This is a genomic window from Pseudomonas citronellolis (assembly GCF_900112375.1).
Classification (GTDB): Bacteria; Pseudomonadota; Gammaproteobacteria; order Pseudomonadales; family Pseudomonadaceae; genus Pseudomonas; species Pseudomonas citronellolis.
In genome coordinates, this window is record NZ_FOLS01000004.1 from 240103 (window position 1) to 256384 (window position 16282).

11 protein-coding genes are annotated in these 16282 nt (G+C 69.0%); 7 read left to right on the forward strand and 4 right to left on the reverse strand.

Going from position 1 to position 16282, the window contains the following annotated elements; all coding sequences use genetic code 11:
* The first annotated feature begins 4 nt into the window (after window positions 1-4).
* From nosZ to BM060_RS06165, 5 genes are all read left to right on the forward strand, one after another.
* Window positions 5-1918, forward strand: coding sequence for a TAT-dependent nitrous-oxide reductase (gene nosZ, locus BM060_RS06145; RefSeq protein WP_074978235.1), 1914 nt, complete (start codon window positions 5-7; stop codon window positions 1916-1918).
* Window positions 1919-1993: 75 nt separating this feature from the next.
* Window positions 1994-3265: a nitrous oxide reductase family maturation protein NosD gene (locus BM060_RS06150; RefSeq protein WP_074978238.1), complete on the forward strand. Its 1272-nt coding sequence runs from the start codon at window positions 1994-1996 to the stop codon at window positions 3263-3265.
* The gene (locus BM060_RS06155; protein ID WP_074978240.1) at window positions 3262-4176 is read left to right on the forward strand and encodes an ABC transporter ATP-binding protein; all 915 of its coding nucleotides are present in this window, start codon (window positions 3262-3264) and stop codon (window positions 4174-4176) included. The genes BM060_RS06150 and BM060_RS06155 overlap by 4 nt, the downstream gene beginning before the upstream one ends.
* A complete protein-coding gene (locus tag BM060_RS06160) occupies window positions 4173-4997 on the forward strand; it encodes an ABC transporter permease (RefSeq protein WP_009614874.1) in 825 nt (274 codons plus the stop codon). The genes BM060_RS06155 and BM060_RS06160 overlap by 4 nt, the downstream gene beginning before the upstream one ends.
* A gap of 23 nt (window positions 4998-5020) precedes the next feature.
* The gene (locus tag BM060_RS06165; RefSeq protein WP_074978244.1) at window positions 5021-5533 is read left to right on the forward strand and encodes a nitrous oxide reductase accessory protein NosL; all 513 of its coding nucleotides are present in this window, start codon (window positions 5021-5023) and stop codon (window positions 5531-5533) included.
* 5 nt (window positions 5534-5538) lie between these two features.
* Here the strand turns inward: BM060_RS06165 and BM060_RS06170 are convergent, their stop codons facing one another.
* Entirely contained in the window at window positions 5539-8391 is a 2853-nt protein-coding gene (locus BM060_RS06170; RefSeq protein ID WP_074978247.1) for an EAL domain-containing protein, read from the reverse strand.
* A gap of 179 nt (window positions 8392-8570) precedes the next feature.
* Between BM060_RS06170 and uvrD the strand changes: the two genes are divergently transcribed.
* Window positions 8571-10751 (forward strand): DNA helicase II, encoded by a 2181-nt coding sequence (uvrD, locus tag BM060_RS06175; protein ID WP_074978250.1) that lies wholly within the window; start codon window positions 8571-8573, stop codon window positions 10749-10751.
* Window positions 10752-10764: 13 nt separating this feature from the next.
* On the opposite strand, the gene BM060_RS06180 is transcribed toward uvrD, so the two are convergent.
* The gene (locus tag BM060_RS06180; RefSeq protein ID WP_116424615.1) at window positions 10765-12657 is read right to left on the reverse strand and encodes a sulfatase-like hydrolase/transferase; all 1893 of its coding nucleotides are present in this window, start codon (window positions 12655-12657) and stop codon (window positions 10765-10767) included.
* 18 nt (window positions 12658-12675) lie between these two features.
* Between BM060_RS06180 and BM060_RS06185 the strand changes: the two genes are divergently transcribed.
* A complete protein-coding gene (locus BM060_RS06185; protein ID WP_074978252.1) occupies window positions 12676-13473 on the forward strand; it encodes a 2OG-Fe(II) oxygenase in 798 nt (265 codons plus the stop codon).
* Here the strand turns inward: BM060_RS06185 and BM060_RS06190 are convergent.
* The gene (locus BM060_RS06190) at window positions 13467-14597 is read right to left on the reverse strand and encodes an acyltransferase family protein (protein WP_074978255.1); all 1131 of its coding nucleotides are present in this window, start codon (window positions 14595-14597) and stop codon (window positions 13467-13469) included. The two genes, BM060_RS06185 and BM060_RS06190, sit on opposite strands and share 7 nt — an antisense overlap.
* A 69-nt stretch (window positions 14598-14666) precedes the next feature.
* Window positions 14667-16274 carry a hypothetical protein gene (locus tag BM060_RS06195; RefSeq protein WP_135499875.1) on the reverse strand — a complete coding sequence of 536 codons (1608 nt, stop codon included), beginning with the start codon at window positions 16272-16274 and terminating at the stop codon, window positions 14667-14669.
* Window positions 16275-16282: the final 8 nt, after the last annotated feature.

Below are 16282 nucleotides of genomic sequence, written 5' to 3' on the forward strand. Positions count from 1 at the left end.
GGACATGAACGAGAAGAAACACCCGCAACCCGAAGACGCCAGCGGCTTCAGCCGCCGTGACTTCCTCGGCGCCTCGGCGGTCACCGGCGCCGCGGCGCTGGTCGGTGCCAGCGCCCTGGGCGGCGCGGTGATCCCGCGCGAGGCCTGGGCCGACACGGTCAAGGCGGCGCAGGCCAAGGCCCACGTCGGCCCCGGCGAGCTGGACGAGTACTACGGCTTCTGGAGCGGCGGCCACTCCGGCGAGGTGCGGGTGCTGGGCATCCCCTCGATGCGCGAGCTGATGCGCATCCCGGTGTTCAACGTCGACTCGGCCACCGGCTGGGGCCTGACCAACGAGAGCAAGCACATCCTCGGCGACAGCGCGCGCTTCCACAACGGCGACTGCCACCACCCGCACATCTCCATGACCGACGGCAAGTACGATGGCAAGTACCTGTTCATCAACGACAAGGCCAACAGCCGCGTCGCGCGCATCCGCCTGGACATCATGAAGTGCGACAGGATCGTCACCGTCCCCAACGTCCAGGCCATCCACGGCCTGCGCCTGCAGAAGGTGCCGCACACCAAGTACGTGTTCTGCAACGCCGAGTTCATCATTCCCCACCCCAACGACGGCTCCAGCTTCGACCCCGGCGCGGACAACGCCTTCACCATGTACAACGCCATCGACGCCGAGACCATGGAGGTGGCCTGGCAGGTGATCGTCGACGGCAACCTGGACAACACCGACATGGACTACACCGGCCGCTTCGCCGCCTCCACCTGCTACAACTCGGAGAAGGCGGTGGACCTGGCCGGCATGATGCGCAACGAGCGCGACTGGGTGGTGGTGTTCGACATCCCGCGCATCGAGGCCGAGATCAAGGCCAAGCGCTTCGTCACCCTGGGCGACTCCAAGGTCCCGGTGGTCGACGGCCGCCGCAAGGACGGCAAGGACAGCGCGGTGACGCGCTACATCCCGGTGCCGAAGAACCCCCACGGCCTGAACACCTCGCCGGACGGCAAGTACTTCATCGCCAACGGCAAGCTGTCGCCGACCTGCAGCATGATCGCCATCGACAAACTGCCGGACCTCTTCGCCGGCAAGCTCAAGGACCCGCGCGAGACCATAGTCGCCGAGCCGGAGCTGGGCCTGGGCCCGCTGCACACCACCTTCGACGGCCGCGGCAACGCCTACACCACGCTGTTCATCGACAGCCAGCTGGTGAAGTGGAACCTGGAGGACGCGGTGCGCGCCTACAAGGGCGAGAAGGTCGACTACATCCGCCAGAAGCTCGACGTGCACTACCAGCCGGGGCACAACCACGCCTCGCTCTGCGAGACCCGCGAAGCCGACGGCAAGTGGGTGGTGGTGCTGAGCAAGTTCTCCAAGGACCGCTTCCTGCTCACCGGCCCGCTGCACCCGGAGAACGACCAGTTGATCGACATCTCCGGCGACGAGATGCAACTGGTCCACGACGGCCCCACCTTCGCCGAGCCGCACGACTGCATCATGGCCCGCCGCGACCAGATCAAGCCGCGCAAGATCTGGTCGCGCGACGACCCCTTCTTCGCCCCGACCGTGGCCCGGGCGAAGAAGGACGGCATCGACCTGCTCAAGGACAACAAGGTCATCCGCGACGGCAAGCAGGTGCGCGTGTACATGACCTCCATGGCGCCCACCTACGGGATCACCGAGTTCACCGTGAAGCAGGGTGACGAGGTCACGGTGACCATCACCAACCTCGACGAGATCGAGGACGTGACCCACGGCTTCGCCATGGTCAACCACGGCGTGAACATGGAGATCAGCCCGCAGCAGACCTCGTCCATCACCTTCGTCGCCGACAGGCCCGGGGTGCACTGGTACTACTGCAGCTGGTTCTGCCATGCCCTGCACATGGAAATGGTCGGCCGCATGCTGGTGGAAAAGGCCTGATACGGGCCGCGGGCGCTGCCGGGCTCGGGGGCCCGGCAGCCGCCACCTGCAAACGCCCCCGGAGGATGCTTCCGCGTGCCCACTTCCCGCGCCTGCCTCGCCCTGCTGCTGACGCTCGCCGGCCCCGCGCTGGCCGCGCTGCAGCCAATCGACGAGCTGCCCCTGCGCGCCGCGGGCGAAGGACAGTGGACGCTGGCGGCCGGCACCTACGCCGGCCACTTCCTCATCGACCGGCCCATGCACCTGCGCTGCGAGGACGGCGCCACTTTCGATGGCCAGGGCGAGGGCAGCGCCCTCACCGTGCGCAGCGCCGAGGTCACCCTCGAAGGCTGCCGGGTGCGCAACTGGGGCCGCAACCTGACCGACATGGACTCGGCGATCTTCGTCGAGAAGCGCGCCCGCGGCGTGGTCCTGCGCGGCAACCGGCTGCAGGGCCCGGGCTTCGGCATCTGGCTCGACGCCAGCGAAGACGCCCAGGTGCTGGACAACCGCATCGAGGGCGATGTGCAACTGCGCTCCCAGGACCGCGGCAACGGCATCCACCTCTACGCGGTGCGCAACGCCCTGGTGCGCGGCAACCAGGTGCGCCACACCCGCGACGGCGTCTACATCGACACCGCCAACGACAGCGCCATCGAGCACAACCGCCTGGAAGACCTGCGCTACGGCGTGCACTACATGTTCACCAACGACAGCCGGGTGATCGGCAACCTGACCCGCCACACCCGCACCGGCTACGCGCTGATGCAGAGCCGCAAGCTCAGCGTGATCGGCAACCGCTCGGTGGACGACGAGAACTACGGCATCCTGATGAACTACATCACCTATTCGACCCTCGAAGGCAACCGCGTCGAGGGCGTGCGCAGCGGCAGCGGCGTGACCGGCGAAGGCATGATCGCCGGCGCCGAGGGCAAGGCGCTGTTCATCTACAACTCGCTGTACAACCGCATCGAGGGCAACCGCCTGGCCGGCAGCGCCCTGGGCATCCACCTGACCGCGGGCTCGGAGGACAACCGCATCGCCGGCAACGCCTTCGTCGGCAACCGCCGGCAGGTGCTCTACGTGGCCAACCGCACCCAGGAATGGTCGGTCGACGGCCGCGGCAACTACTGGAGCGACTACCTGGGCTGGGACCGCGACGACGACGGCCTGGGCGACGTCTTCTACGAGCCCAACGACAACGTCGACCGCCTGCTGTGGCTGTACCCGCAGGTGCGCCTGCTGCTCGCCAGCCCATCCATCGAACTGCTGCGCTGGGTGCAGCGCGCCTTCCCGGTGACGCGCTCGCCGGGGGTGCGCGACAGCCACCCGCTGATGCGCGAACCGCAAGCGGAGGCGTCCCCATGAAGCTGCTGCAAATCCAGGGCGCCAGCCTGCGCTACGGCGCCTTCACCGCCCTGCACGGGCTCGACCTGGACCTGGCCGCCGGCGAAGTGCTCGGCCTGCTCGGCCACAACGGCGCCGGCAAGACCACCAGCATCAAGCTGATGCTCGGCCTGCTGCACCCCGACTCGGGCAGCGTGCGGGTGTTCGGCCACGCCGCCGACGCCCCCGCGGTGCGCCGCCAGCTCGGCTTCCTCCCGGAGAACGTCACCTTCTACCCGCAGCTGACCGGCCGCGAGACCCTGCGCCATTTCGCCCGCCTGAAGGGCGCGGCCGCCGCCGAGGTGGACGCGCTGCTGGAACAGGTGGGCCTGACCCAGGCCGCCAACCGGCGCCTGAAGACCTACTCCAAGGGCATGCGCCAGCGCCTCGGCCTGGCCCAGGCGATCCTCGGTCGGCCGCGCCTGCTGCTGCTCGACGAGCCCAGCGTGGGCCTCGACCCGCTGGCCACCGTCGAGCTCTACCGCCTGCTCGACCGCCTGCGCAACCAGGGCACCGGGGTCATCCTCTGCTCCCACGTGCTGCCCGGCGTCGAATCCCACATCGACCGCGCCGCCATCCTCGCCCACGGCCGCCTGCTGACCTGCGGCAGCCTCGCCGAGCTGCGCCGCGAGGCCGGCCTGCCGACGCGCATCCGCATCGCCGGCCCGCGCAACGAACACTGGCTGGCCCACTGGCGCAACAGCGGCTACGCCGTGCGCGCCCTGGATGGCGGGCGCATCGAGCTGCTGGCCGACGAAACGCGGCAGCGCCGGCTGCTGCAGGCGCTGCTGGAAGAACAACCCCAGGGCCTGGAGGTGCTGCCGCCATCGCTGGAGGACCTCTACCTGCACCACATGCAGGACGCCGCGCGCGCCTGCGGAGAAACAGCATGACGCCGGTCTGGCACATCGCCCGCAAGGAACTGGCCGACGGCCTGCGCAACCGCTGGCTGCTGGCGATCAGCCTGCTGTTCGCCCTGCTCGCCGTGGGCATCGCCTGGTTCGGCGCGGCCACCGCCGGGCAGGTGGGCTTCACCTCGATCCCGGCGACCATGGCCAGCCTCGCCAGCCTGGCCACCATCCTCATGCCGCTGATCGCCCTGCTGCTGGCCTACGACGCCATCGTCGGCGAGGAGGAAGGCGGCACCCTGCTGCTCCTGCTGGCCTACCCGCTGAGCCGCGGCCAGCTGCTGCTGGGCAAGTTCCTCGGCCACGGGCTGATCCTCGCCCTGGCCACCCTGCTCGGCTTCGCCGCCGCCGCGCTGTCCATCGCCGTGCTGGTGGCGGACATCCAGCTGTCGCAGCTGCTGTGGGCCTTCGCCCGCTTCATCCTGTCCTCCACCCTGCTCGGCTGGGCCTTCCTGGCCATGGCCTACGCGCTGAGCAGCCGCGTGAGCGAGAAGTCCACCGCCGCCGGCCTGGCGCTGGGCCTGTGGTTCTTCTTCGTGCTGCTCTTCGACCTGGCCCTGCTGGCCCTGCTGGTGCTCGGCAAGGGCCGCATCAGCCCCGAACTGCTGCCCTGGCTGCTGTTGCTCAACCCCACCGACATCTACCGCCTGATCAACCTCTCCGGCCTCGGCCCGGAGATCGACGGCGTGCTGGTCCTGGGCCGCGACCTGCCGGTGCCCGGCGCCGTGCTCTGGCTGGCCCTGGCGGCCTGGACGCCGGCGGCGCTGGCCCTGGCCTACCGGCTGTTCCGGCGCCGCCCGGCCTGAACCCCCACTCCAAGGAGCCCCCGATGCCGCTGCCCCGCCTCTACCTCGCCGCCGCCCTGTTCAGCCTGCTGCTCGCCGGTTGCGGCGACGGCCGCCAGGACGCCGCCAACCTCGCCCCGGTGCCCTTCCACGACGGCGACGAATGCCACGTCTGCGGCATGCTCATCGACGGCTTCCCCGGGCCCAAGGGCGAGGCCGTGAGCGCCGGCAAGGTGCGCAAGTTCTGCTCCACCGCCGAGCTGCTCGGCTGGTGGCTGCAGCCGGAGAACCGCCACGACGGCCAGCGCCTGTACGTGCACGACATGGCCCGCAGCGACTGGAACCACCCGGACGACCGCCACCTGATCGACGCCACCAGCGCCTACTACGTGGTGGGCATCCAGCGCCCCGGGGCGATGGGCGCCACCCTCGCCTCCTTCGGCAACCAGGCCGACGCCGAGCGCCTGGCCAAGGCCGAAGGCGGCCGCGTGCTGCGCTTCAGCGAAATAGACCAGGCCGTGTTGCAGGGCGTGAGCGGCGACCACGCGCACCGCTGAGCGGCCTAGCGCGGCCGCTGGCCGTGGGCCTCCAGGAAGGCGGTGAAGGCTGCCGGCGCCAGCGGCGGGCTGATCAGGTAGCCCTGGATCTCGTCGCAGCGGTGCTGGCGCAGGAAGTCCAGCTGCTCCTGGCGCTCCACGCCCTCGGCCACCACCTTCAGCTCCAGGCTGTGGACCATGGCGATGATGGCGCGGGTGATGGCGGCGTCCTCGCCCTGGGCGGACAGGTCGCGGATGAAAGTCTGGTCGATCTTCACGTAGTCCACCGGGAAGCGCTTGAGGTAGCTGAGCGAGGAATAGCCGGTGCCGAAGTCGTCGATGGCCAGCTTCACGCCCATCTCGCGCAGTTGGCGGAAGGTGGTGCTGACGCTCTCGACGTTCTCCAGCAGCTGGCTCTCGGTGATCTCCAGCTCCAGCAGCCGCGGCTCCAGGCCGGTTTCGTCGAGCACGGTGCGCACCAGGCTGACCAGGTTGCCCTGGCGCAGCTGGTGCACCGAGAGGTTCACCGACACCCGCAGGTCGGCCAGGCCGCGGGCCTGCCAGGTGCGCCCCTGGTGGCAGGCGCGGCGCAGCACGAACTCGCCGATGGCGCCGATCAGCCCGGTTTCCTCGGCCAGGGGGATGAAGTCGCCGGGCGGGATCATGCCCTGCACCGGGTGGCGCCAGCGCACCAGGGCCTCGGCGCTGTCCAGGCGGCCGTTGGCCAGGTTCAGCTTGGGCTGGTAGTGCACCTCCAGCTGGCCGTCCTCGACGGCCTTGCGCAGCTGCACTTCCAGTTGCAGGCGCTCCAGGGTGCAGGCCTGCAGGTTGTCGGTGAAGAACTGGAAGGTGTTGCCGCCCAGGTGCTTGGCGTGCTGCATGGCCATGTTCGCCTGGCTCATCAGCGCGGAAATCTCCCGGGCGTTCTCCGGCAGCAGGCTGATGCCCAGGGAGGCGCTGAGCATCAGCTCCTCGCCGGCAACGCTCATCGGCATGCGCAGGCGCGTCAGCAGGCGGCTGGACAGGCGCGCCAGGGCCGAGAGGCTGGAATAGGAATCCACCAGCACGGCGAACTCGTCGGCCGACAGCCGGGCGATGGTGTCCGCCTCCGGCACCGCCTGGGTCAGGCGCCGGGCGATCTGCCGCAGCAACTGGTCGCCGACCTCGTGGCCGAGGCTGTCGTTGAGCAGCTTGAAGCGGTCCAGGTCGATCAGCAGCAGGGCCAGGCTGCGCCCGCTGTGCCGCGCGCGCTGGCCGGCGTCGTGCAGGCGCTGCTTGAACAGGCCGCGGTTGGCCAGGCCGGTGAGCTCGTCGTAGTGCGACAGGTAGCGCAGGCGCTCCTCGGCGTCGCGGCGCGCGGTGAGGTCGGCGAAGAAGCCCACCACGTGGGACAGCTGGCCGCGGTTGTCGCGCACCATGTTCAGTTGCAGCCATTGCGGGTAGGGCTCGCCGTTCTTGCGCGTCTCCAGCAGCTCGCCCTGCCAGCTGCCGGCGCGCTCCAGCTCCTCGCGGATCAGCAGGTACTGGCGGCGCGTCTCGGGGTTGCCGGAAAGGCTGGTGGCGACCTGGCCGATCACCTCTTCCGGGCGGTGCCCGGTGACGCGGCTGAAGGCCTGGTTGACCGCCAGCAGGCGGTAGTCGGCGTCGAGGATGACGATACCCTCGCTGGCCGCCTCGAACACCGTGGCGGCCAGGCGCTGTTCCTCCTCGCGGCGCTTGCGCGCGCTGACGTCGCAGCGGGTGCCGACCATCCGCGTGACCTTGCCGCGGGCGTCGCGGGCCATCACCCGGCCGCGGTCCTCCACCCACACCCAGTGGCCGTCGGCGTGGCGCACGCGGTATTCGACGCGGTAGCCGTCGGTGCGCCCGCGCAGGTGGTCGGCCAGGGCCCGGCGCAGCAGCGGCACGTCGTCCGGGTGCAGCAGCGGGCGCAGGTCGGCGCGCATGCTGCGCACCGCGTCCTGGTCGAGGCCGAAGATTTCCCGCAGGCGCGAGTGGTGCACCTCGTCGGTGCGCAGGTTCCAGTCCCACAGCCCCAGCTCGCTGGCCTCCAGGGCCATGGCCAGGCGCGCCTGGCTGTTGCTCAGCTCGACGCTGCCGGCCTCGACCCGCACCTGCAGCTGGTCGCGCGCCTCGCGCAGGGCGCGTTCGGCGCTGCGGCGCTGCTCAACCTCGCGGCCCAGGTCCTGGTTGAGGGCTTCCGCGCGCCCCTTGGCCTGCTCCAGGTGGTCTACCAGCGCAAGGGTCTGGAAGCGCCGCAACAGGCTGCCCTGGACCAGCCGGTTGACCTGCCAGGCCACCACCAGCAGGGCCGATAGCAGGATCGAGCCGAGCAGCCCCCAGCCCTGCTGCAGGTCGCTGCCCTTGAGCAGCAGGTAGCCGATGGACGGCAGCAGGCAGGGCAAGGCGAAGGTCAGGAAGGCTGGCAGGCTCACCGCGTAGGCGACGCTGGCGGAAAGAATGGCCGCGGCGATCAGGCCGAACACCAGGGCCTGCTGCAGGAAGGCGTCGGGCGGCACCAGGGCGATGGCGGCGAAGGCCAGGGTCAGCCCCGAGGCGCCGGCGCCGAAGAGGAACGCCCGCTGCCAGTGCGCTTCGGCCTGGCGCTGCGGCTCGGCATTGTGGAAGGCGGCGACCTGGATCAGCCGCATCACCGCCAGCAGCACCAGCCACACCAGCCAGCCGGACAGCAGCAGGCCGTCCTGGCTGTGCCAGAGCAGGCCGGCGCAGGCCAGGCCGTTGAGCAGCATGAGCAGGGTCGGCACCCGCGAGCCCTGGTAGAGCAGGCGGGTGCGCTCGATGGCCAGTTCGTGGGCGTATTGCTGGCGGATCTCGGCCTGGCTGAAAGGCGCGGCCGAGGTATCCAGGTATGCGGTCATAGGCGGCTTTTTCTTGTAGTGGTCGGCCTTGGCGTGGCCCGAGCATAACCGAGGCGGCAGGGTCGCCCAAGCTCGGGAAAGCGGCAATATGCCAGCAAATCGCTGAACTTTCGTCGGGCAGGTGCCGGACGGCGCTTTGGTTTGCCGGGCTTTCCCCGCCGTCGGTAGAATGCCGCCCCATGAACGACGACCTCTCCCTCCTGCTCAACTCCCTCAACGACCCGCAGCGCCAGGCCGTGGCCGCGCCGCTGGGCCACCAGCGCGTTCTCGCCGGCGCCGGCTCGGGCAAGACCCGCGTGCTGGTGCACCGCATCGCCTGGCTGATCCAGGTGGAGCACGCCTCGCCCCACAGCATCCTGGCGGTGACCTTCACCAACAAGGCGGCGGCGGAGATGCGCGCGCGCATCGAGCAGTTGCTGGGGATCAACCCGGCGGGCATGTGGGTCGGCACCTTCCACGGCCTGGCCCACCGCCTGCTGCGCGCCCACTGGCGCGAGGCCGGGCTGCCCGAGGGGTTCCAGATCCTTGACAGCGACGACCAGCTGCGCCTGGTCAAGCGCGTGGTGCGCGAGCTGGGCCTGGACGAGCAGCGCTGGCCGCCGCGCCAGGCGCAGTGGTTCATCAACGCGCAGAAGGACGAGGGCAACCGCCCGCAGAACATCCAGGCCAGCGGCGACCTCTACCTGGCCACCATGGTCAGCGTCTACCAGGCCTACGAGGAGGCCTGCGCCCGCGCCGGGGTGGTCGACTTCGCCGAGCTGCTGCTGCGCTCGCTGGACCTGTGGCGCAACGACCCCAGCCTGCTGGCGCACTACCAGCGGCGCTTCCGGCACATCCTGGTGGACGAGTTCCAGGACACCAACGCCGTGCAGTACGCCTGGCTGCGCCTGCTGGCCAAGGGCGGCGAGAGCCTGATGGTGGTGGGCGACGACGACCAGTCGATCTACGGCTGGCGCGGCGCGAAGATCGAGAACATCCAGCAGTTCGCCGACGACTTCGCCGGCACCGAGGACATCCGCCTGGAGCAGAACTACCGCTCCACCGCCACCATCCTCAAGGCCGCCAACGCCCTGATCGCCAACAACCACGGGCGCCTGGGCAAGGAACTGTGGACCGACGGGGTGGATGGCGAGCCCATCACCCTCTACGCCGGCTTCAACGAGCACGACGAAGCCCGCTACATCGTCGAGACCATCGAGGACGCCCTGCGCAAGGACGGCCTCAAGCGCAGCGAGATCGCCATCCTCTACCGCTCCAACGCGCAGTCGCGGGTGCTGGAAGAGGCCCTGCTGCGGGAGAAGATCCCCTACCGCATCTACGGCGGCCAGCGCTTCTTCGAGCGCGCCGAGATCAAGAACGCCCTGGCCTACCTGCGGCTGATCCGCCTGCGCGACGACGACGCCGCGCTGGAACGGGTGGTCAACATCCCGCCGCGCGGCATCGGCGAGAAGACCGTCGAAGCCATCCGCAACGCCGCGCGGCTGAACGGCACCTCCATGTGGCGGGCGATCAACGACGTGATCGCCGCCAAAGCCGTGACCGGCCGCGCCGCCAGCGCGCTCAACGGCTTCCTCGAGACCGTCGACCTGCTGGCCCAGCAGGTCGAGGGCATGCCGCTGCACCAGATGACCCAGACGGTCATCGAGCAGTCCGGGCTGATCAGCTACCACAAGGAAGAAAAGGGCGAGAAGGGCCAGGCCCGGGTAGAGAACCTGGAAGAGCTGGTCAGCGCCGCCCGCGCCTTCGAGAACCCCGAGGACGAGGACATCCCGCCGCTGGTGGCCTTCCTCGACCACACCGCGCTGGAGGCCGGCGACACCCAGGCCGACGCCTTCGAGGACAGCGTGCAGCTGATGACCCTGCACAGCGCCAAGGGCCTGGAGTTCCCCCTGGTGTTCCTGGCCGGCATGGAAGAAGGCCTGTTCCCGCACAAGATGAGCCTGGAGGAACCCGGCCGCCTGGAAGAGGAACGCCGCCTGGCCTACGTCGGCATCACCCGCGCCATGCAGCGCCTGGTGCTGACCTACGCCGAGACGCGCCGCCTGTACGGCAGCGAGACCTACAACAAGGTCTCGCGCTTCGTCCGCGAAATCCCGCCGAGCCTGATCCAGGAAGTCCGCCTGTCCAACTCGGTGAGCCGGCCGCTGTCCGGCAACCAGCGCAGCGGCAGCCTGTTCAGCGGCGCCGGCGTGCCGGAAACCCCCTTCGCCCTCGGCCAGTCGGTACGCCACCCGCTGTTCGGCGACGGCGTGATCCTCAACTTCGAAGGCTCCGGCGCCCAGGCCCGGGTGCAGGTGAACTTCGACAGCGAAGGCAGCAAGTGGCTGATGCTCGGCTACGCCAAGCTGGAGGCGGTGTAGGCCTCCAGCGCTCTCAGCGTTTGGGGCAGAGCGTCGACTGCATGTCCGCCAGGCTGTAGCCCTCCTGTTGCGGCAACAGGAACTTGTCGACCAGTAGCGGCCGGCCGATGCGCCCGGCGAAGCGCGCCCCGCCCTTGCCGTCGCTGCCGACGTAGGTCGGGTTGGCCAGCGGCGCGGCGCTGCCGGGCCGGTGGAGCAACTGCTCGCTGTGCATCACCGCCTTGCCGTTGAGGTACAGGGTAAAGCGGCTGGCGCCCGGGCCCGGGAAGGGGAATCCGGAGGACGGGTTGATGGTGAAGCTGGCCACCAGCGTGTTGCACGAGCGCTCCAGCGCCAGCGGCTCGCTGTCGACCTGCACCTCGCCATGGCGCATGTGCAGGCGCCCCCTCTCCAGCCACAGACGCCACACGCCGTCCTGCTCGACCAGCACCTGGCGCTTGTCGCCCGGCGCCTTGCCCAGCCCCAGGCCCAGCGAATAGGAGTCGAACACCGGCGCGCGCTGGAAGTCGCGGCCGCTCAGGTAACCCGCGCTGGCCGCGGTCGGCGGGTGCCAGTCCAGCGGCACCGGACGCACGCGTCGTTCCCAGTCGCGGATGCGCGCCGAGGCCTGCTCTGCGGTGAACGCCGGCATGCCGCTCTGGACCAGCGGCCCCTGGCCAACCGGCCCGCTGACCGGGGCATTCAGCACCTTGCCGTAGATGTCGCGGTAGAACAGGCCCTGGCCGGGAACGTGGCCGGCGTAGATCATGCCGAACTGCATCAGGTCGGCGCCCCAGTACAGGTCCTTGAACGGCGGCAAGGGACGTTCCTTGGCCAGCGGCGCCGAGAGGTCGCGGCCGGTGAGGCCGGCGACCGGGTGGCCGCCGGCCATGCCCAGCAGGGTCGGGTAGATGTCGGTGATGTGGGTCACCGAGTCGATGTCCCGGTCGTTGTGATGGCCCGGCCAGAAGATCATCAACGGCGTGCGCACGCCGCCTTCGAGGTAGGTCGCCTTGGTCCCGGAGAGCGGGTAGTTGCTGTCCCGGTTATGGTTGGGGCTGCCGTTGTCGCTGCTGAACACCACGATGGTGCGCTCGGCCTGGCCGCTTTCCCGCAGCGCGTCGAGCACCCGTCCGACGTTGTGGTCGAGCTGTTCGAGCAGGGCCAGATAATTGCCCTCGGGAGTGTCCGGCCAGCGCTGGCGGAAGCTCTCGGACGGCTGGATCGGCGTATGCGGGGCCAACAGCCACAAGTTGATGAACCAGGGCTTCTGTTCCGTGGCGCCGGCGCGGATCAGCTGCACCGCGCGGTCGGTGAGCAGATCGTCGAGGTGCCCCTGGACCTGCCGCGGCGCCTCGTCGTTCTGCTGCAGCCAGGGGTTGATGTAGGTCGGCCGACGCGCCACCAGGCGGCCCTGGGCATCGGGCCCCTGCAGCACGAAGTGGTTGAGCATTCCGTACCAGTCGTCGAAGCCCTGGTGGTTGGGACGGATCTGCGGGTATTCGAGCGCCTCGCCCAGGTGCCACTTGCCCAGGTGGTGGGTGCTGTAGCCCAGCCGCGCCAATGCCTTGGGCAGCGTCACCAGATCCGGCGACAGGCCCAGGCCGTCGGGCTCGAAGCCGATGCTCACCGGGGCCCGGCCGGTGATCAACGCGGCCCGGCTCACCGAACAGGTGCTGTCGGTGTAGTGCTGGCGGAAGCGGATCGACTGGCGGCTGAGCTGGTCGATGGTGGGCGTGCGGGCCTTGCCGTCGCCCCAGGAGCCAATGTCGTTCACCCCCAGGTCATCGGAGAGGATGAACAGGATGTTGGGCCGCTGCGACAATTCGGCAGCATTGCCCTGCAACGAACCGAACAGCAGAATGGAGCCCACCAGCAGGACCCGGGCCAGCAGCGCCGGAGCCGACTGCCGAAGATGACGGAACATGAGCAGGATTCCTGAACAATGATAAAGAGTCTCTTCCGAACGCACGGGGAGCCGAAAAGCACTCCCTGCGAGAACGGCCTTCTACTGGACTATGCCGGCCTGGAACAACGGGTCGCCGAGCAGGCGCCACGCTACCAGTCCAACAGTCCCTTTGCGCACATCGTCATCGACGACTTTCTCCCGGCCTCCACCATTTCCCGCCTTCTCGCCGAATACCCCGCCGACCAGCAGAGCCCGATCTGGAACGACGCCTCGCACCGTGACAAGAGCAGTGGCGAATACGTCCAGCAACTCAAGCGCAACGTCCGTGACGTGCTGCGCATGCCCCCCACCTACCGCCAACTGTTCTGGGAACTGAACTCCCAGCCCTTCCTCGCCTACCTGGCGCAGCTCACCGGCATCGGCAACCTGATTCCCGACCCCAACCTGCGCGGCGCCGGCATCCACCAGATCGCCCGCGGCGGCTTCCTCAAGGTGCACACCGACTTCTGCACCCACCGCGACTTCGGCCTCGACCGGCGCCTGAACGTGCTCATCTACCTCAACGACGACTGGCAGGCGGCCTACGGCGGCGAGCTGGAGCTCTGGGACGCGCAGATGCAGGGGCCGCCGACCCGCGTCCTGCCGATCCTCAACCGCTGCGTGGTGTTCAGCACCACCGATACCTCCCTGCACGGCCACCCCCGCCCCCTCACCTGCCCCGAGGGCGTCTACCGCCGTTCCCTGGCCCTGTACTACTACACCAACGGCCGGCCGGAAGGCGAAGCCACGCCAGGCTTCGCCACCCACTGGCGCGACACCCCGGACGGCTACTGAAGCAACGCGCCGGCGCTGCCTCGCGCTTCCGCCGGGGCAGCGCCGGCGTAGCGCCGCTTCAGGCGCAGGAACGGCCGCTCCAGCAGGTAGAACGACAGGCTGGCCAGCAGCAGTGTCAGCAGCGAACCCGGGCCCAGGATGGTCCAGGGCGAAGCGCCGCCGTCGCGCATGAACACGTAGATCGGGAAGTGCCACAGGTAGAGCCCGTAGGAAATCCGACCCAGCCAGGTCAGGCCAGGCAGGCTGAGCAGGCGCTCGACCCAGCCGCCGCGATTGCAGAGCACGTTGAGCAGCAGGCACGCCGCGCTGAGCTCGACCCCGGCCAGCATCCAGTAGTACAGGCGCATGTCCACCCAGTAATGCGCCCGGCTGGCGACCCCCGCCAGGTACAGCACCGCCACTACCGCCAGCACGCCGAGCAGGCGCCCGGCCCAGGGCCGGCGTAACGCCTGCAGCAGCCCGAAGCCCTCGGCCAGGCCCAGGGCACAGCCGACCATCAGCGCATCCAGGCGGGTGTCCAGGCCGTTGTACAGGCGATCCGCCTCCGCGCCCTGCCAGGCCAGCAGCACACGCCAGCCCCAGGACGCCAACGCCAGGCCCAAGGCCACCAGCACCAGCCGGCGCGCGCCGCCGAGGTAGCGCAGCAGCCCCAGCAGAAGCAGCGGCCAGAACAGATAGAACTGCTCCTCCATCGCCAGCGACCAGGTATGCCCCAGGCCCTCCACCGGGTTCAGCGAGAAGGCCCGCGCCCAGTTGCTGGTGTAGCTGGCCGCCAGCGCCACGCTTTGCAGGTAGCGTTCGAGCACCTTGCCATCGAAACGCCACAGGCAGTAGCCGAGGAACACCAGCAGCAACAGGCTGAACGCCGGCAACAGGCGCAGGCAGCGGCGCAGGTAGAAGCGGCGCAGGCTGATGCCGCCGCTGTCGCGGTACTCCTCGACCAGCAGCAGGCTGATCAGGAAACCACTCAGCACGAAGAACAGGTCCACCCCGATCATCCCGCCGGTCAGGGCGGCGGGCCAGGCGTGGAACACCATCACCGTCAGCACGGCGCAACCCCGCAGCCCGTCCAGGCCCGGCATGTGGGCCGGGCGCGGGGCTGTGTGGCGATCAGTGATATTCATCGGCGCAGAACCCGCGCCGGCCCAAGGCCGGCAATCCAGCGCCCCGTACCTGCCGCAGGCAGGGAAACATCAGCGGCAATAGGTCTGCACACGAGGCTCACCGAACACGTAGCCATCGAACAGCTTGCGGCCCGCTGTTAGCGAGTAAGTGTCGAGTACCGTTCGGCCCAGCAACGCCACCCCGGTCACCTTCTGCTCGCCATCCACGAAGAATACATAACGGTAATGCTTGCCACCGGTGCTTCCCAGCTTGCCCTGGACCTGCGAGGCCTGGTGAGCGGCGTCTACCTGCCTGGCGTCCAGTTGCTCCACCGGGCAAGGAGTGGCCTGAAGCCCGGCGATGGGCTGGCCGACGCTGTTGGCCGGGAAGGCGGAGGCCGCGCTGAAGATGGAGACCCCGGCCTGGCGCGCATTGCCGAAGTAGCGACGCATTTCGTCGGCGCTGGCGAACGGGAACAGCCGCGCCGGCGCCTGCGGGTCATCGATCCCCATCTGCAGCCCCAGGGCCAGCACGGCCTTGGCGTGAGGAGCCAGGGAAATCGGATCCGGATCGTGGAAGTACAGGGCGCGCTGCTGTTGCCCGGTCAACAGCGCGGCAACCAGCAGGAACAGCACCCGGACCGCGGTCTGTGCCTTGAAACGCAGTTGCCAACGTGCCACCACCAGGATCAGCAAGGCGCTCCACATGCTCAGCGCCGGCGTAGTGTAGCGGCTGGAGGCCGCCAGTTCGATGTTGAACAGCGAGCGGCCGAAGGCAGTGGCGCCCGCGGTACAGAAGATGAACAGCACGTAGGCCAGCAGCCCCAGGGCGAACGGCGAACGTCGCAACGGCGACACCAGCAGGTAGAGGCTCAGCAGCACGGCGCCGAGCCCGGCGGCGACGGCCACCTGGATGTTGCCGAAGACCCAGTAGAAGGGATTGCCCAGGTAGGCCAGCGCATAGGCGATGACCTTGAACGGATGATTGACCAGCAGGCTGGGGCCGAACTTGCGTCCGGGCGTTTCCTCGTAGCCGAAGAAAAACAGTCCGATCGCCAGGGCCGCGACTACAACGACCAGCGCCGCACGGCGCCAGGAGCGCGTGGTGATGGCGGTGAGCAGGACCAGGATCGGCAGGGCGAAGATGCCATTGGCCATCGAGAAGGCGCTGCAGAACCCCAGGGCCAGGCTGGCCAGCGCCCAGCCGGCGCTGCCGCCGTGCTCGACGCTGCGCCCATGGGCGTAGAAGCACAACAGAGGGAACAGGTAGACCAGGTAGAACTGGCTCTGGAACTCCCAGGTGATGTTCTGCCACTGCATCCACGCCAGGCTGGTCATGCTCAGGCAGGCCAGCAGCGGCATCCGCACGTCCGGGTTGGCCGTGCCGAGGATGCGCAGGGCATAGCGGTACAGCGTCCAGCATATCGCCAGCATCAGCGCTATGTTCAGCGGGATGAGCAGCAGATTGCGGCCGCCGAAGTAGCGCATGTCCAGCCAGAAGAAGATCTTCGAGAAGAAGATTCTGTGGTCGTAATGCTGGTGCCACCAGGCCCAGGGATCGGTGAGCGACCGCAGGTAGAAGTCGACGATACCTTCCCAACTGTCGCTGAGGGGCACCGGCGAATAGTTCAGCCAGGTGCCGTAGATTGTCGAGGCGAGGAACCACAGCGCGGCCAGGACCGCCAGCCAATGGAACACGCGGGAAG

Bases quoted from the DNA above. Each gene is read 5' to 3' on its own strand.
- nosZ (WP_074978235.1), top strand. From the start codon at position 5: ATGAACGAGAAGAAACACCCGCAACCCGAAGACGCCAGCGGCTTCAGC.
- BM060_RS06155 (WP_074978240.1), top strand. From the start codon at position 3,262: ATGAAGCTGCTGCAAATCCAGGGCGCCAGCCTGCGCTACGGCGCCTTC.
- BM060_RS06160 (WP_009614874.1), top strand. From the start codon at position 4,173: ATGACGCCGGTCTGGCACATCGCCCGCAAGGAACTGGCCGACGGCCTG.
- BM060_RS06165 (WP_074978244.1), top strand. From the start codon at position 5,021: ATGCCGCTGCCCCGCCTCTACCTCGCCGCCGCCCTGTTCAGCCTGCTG.
- BM060_RS06170 (WP_074978247.1), bottom strand. From the start codon at position 8,391: ATGACCGCATACCTGGATACCTCGGCCGCGCCTTTCAGCCAGGCCGAG.
- uvrD (WP_074978250.1), top strand. From the start codon at position 8,571: ATGAACGACGACCTCTCCCTCCTGCTCAACTCCCTCAACGACCCGCAG.
- BM060_RS06180 (WP_116424615.1), bottom strand. From the start codon at position 12,657: ATGTTCCGTCATCTTCGGCAGTCGGCTCCGGCGCTGCTGGCCCGGGTC.
- BM060_RS06185 (WP_074978252.1), top strand. From the start codon at position 12,676: ATGATAAAGAGTCTCTTCCGAACGCACGGGGAGCCGAAAAGCACTCCC.
- BM060_RS06190 (WP_074978255.1), bottom strand. From the start codon at position 14,597: ATGAATATCACTGATCGCCACACAGCCCCGCGCCCGGCCCACATGCCG.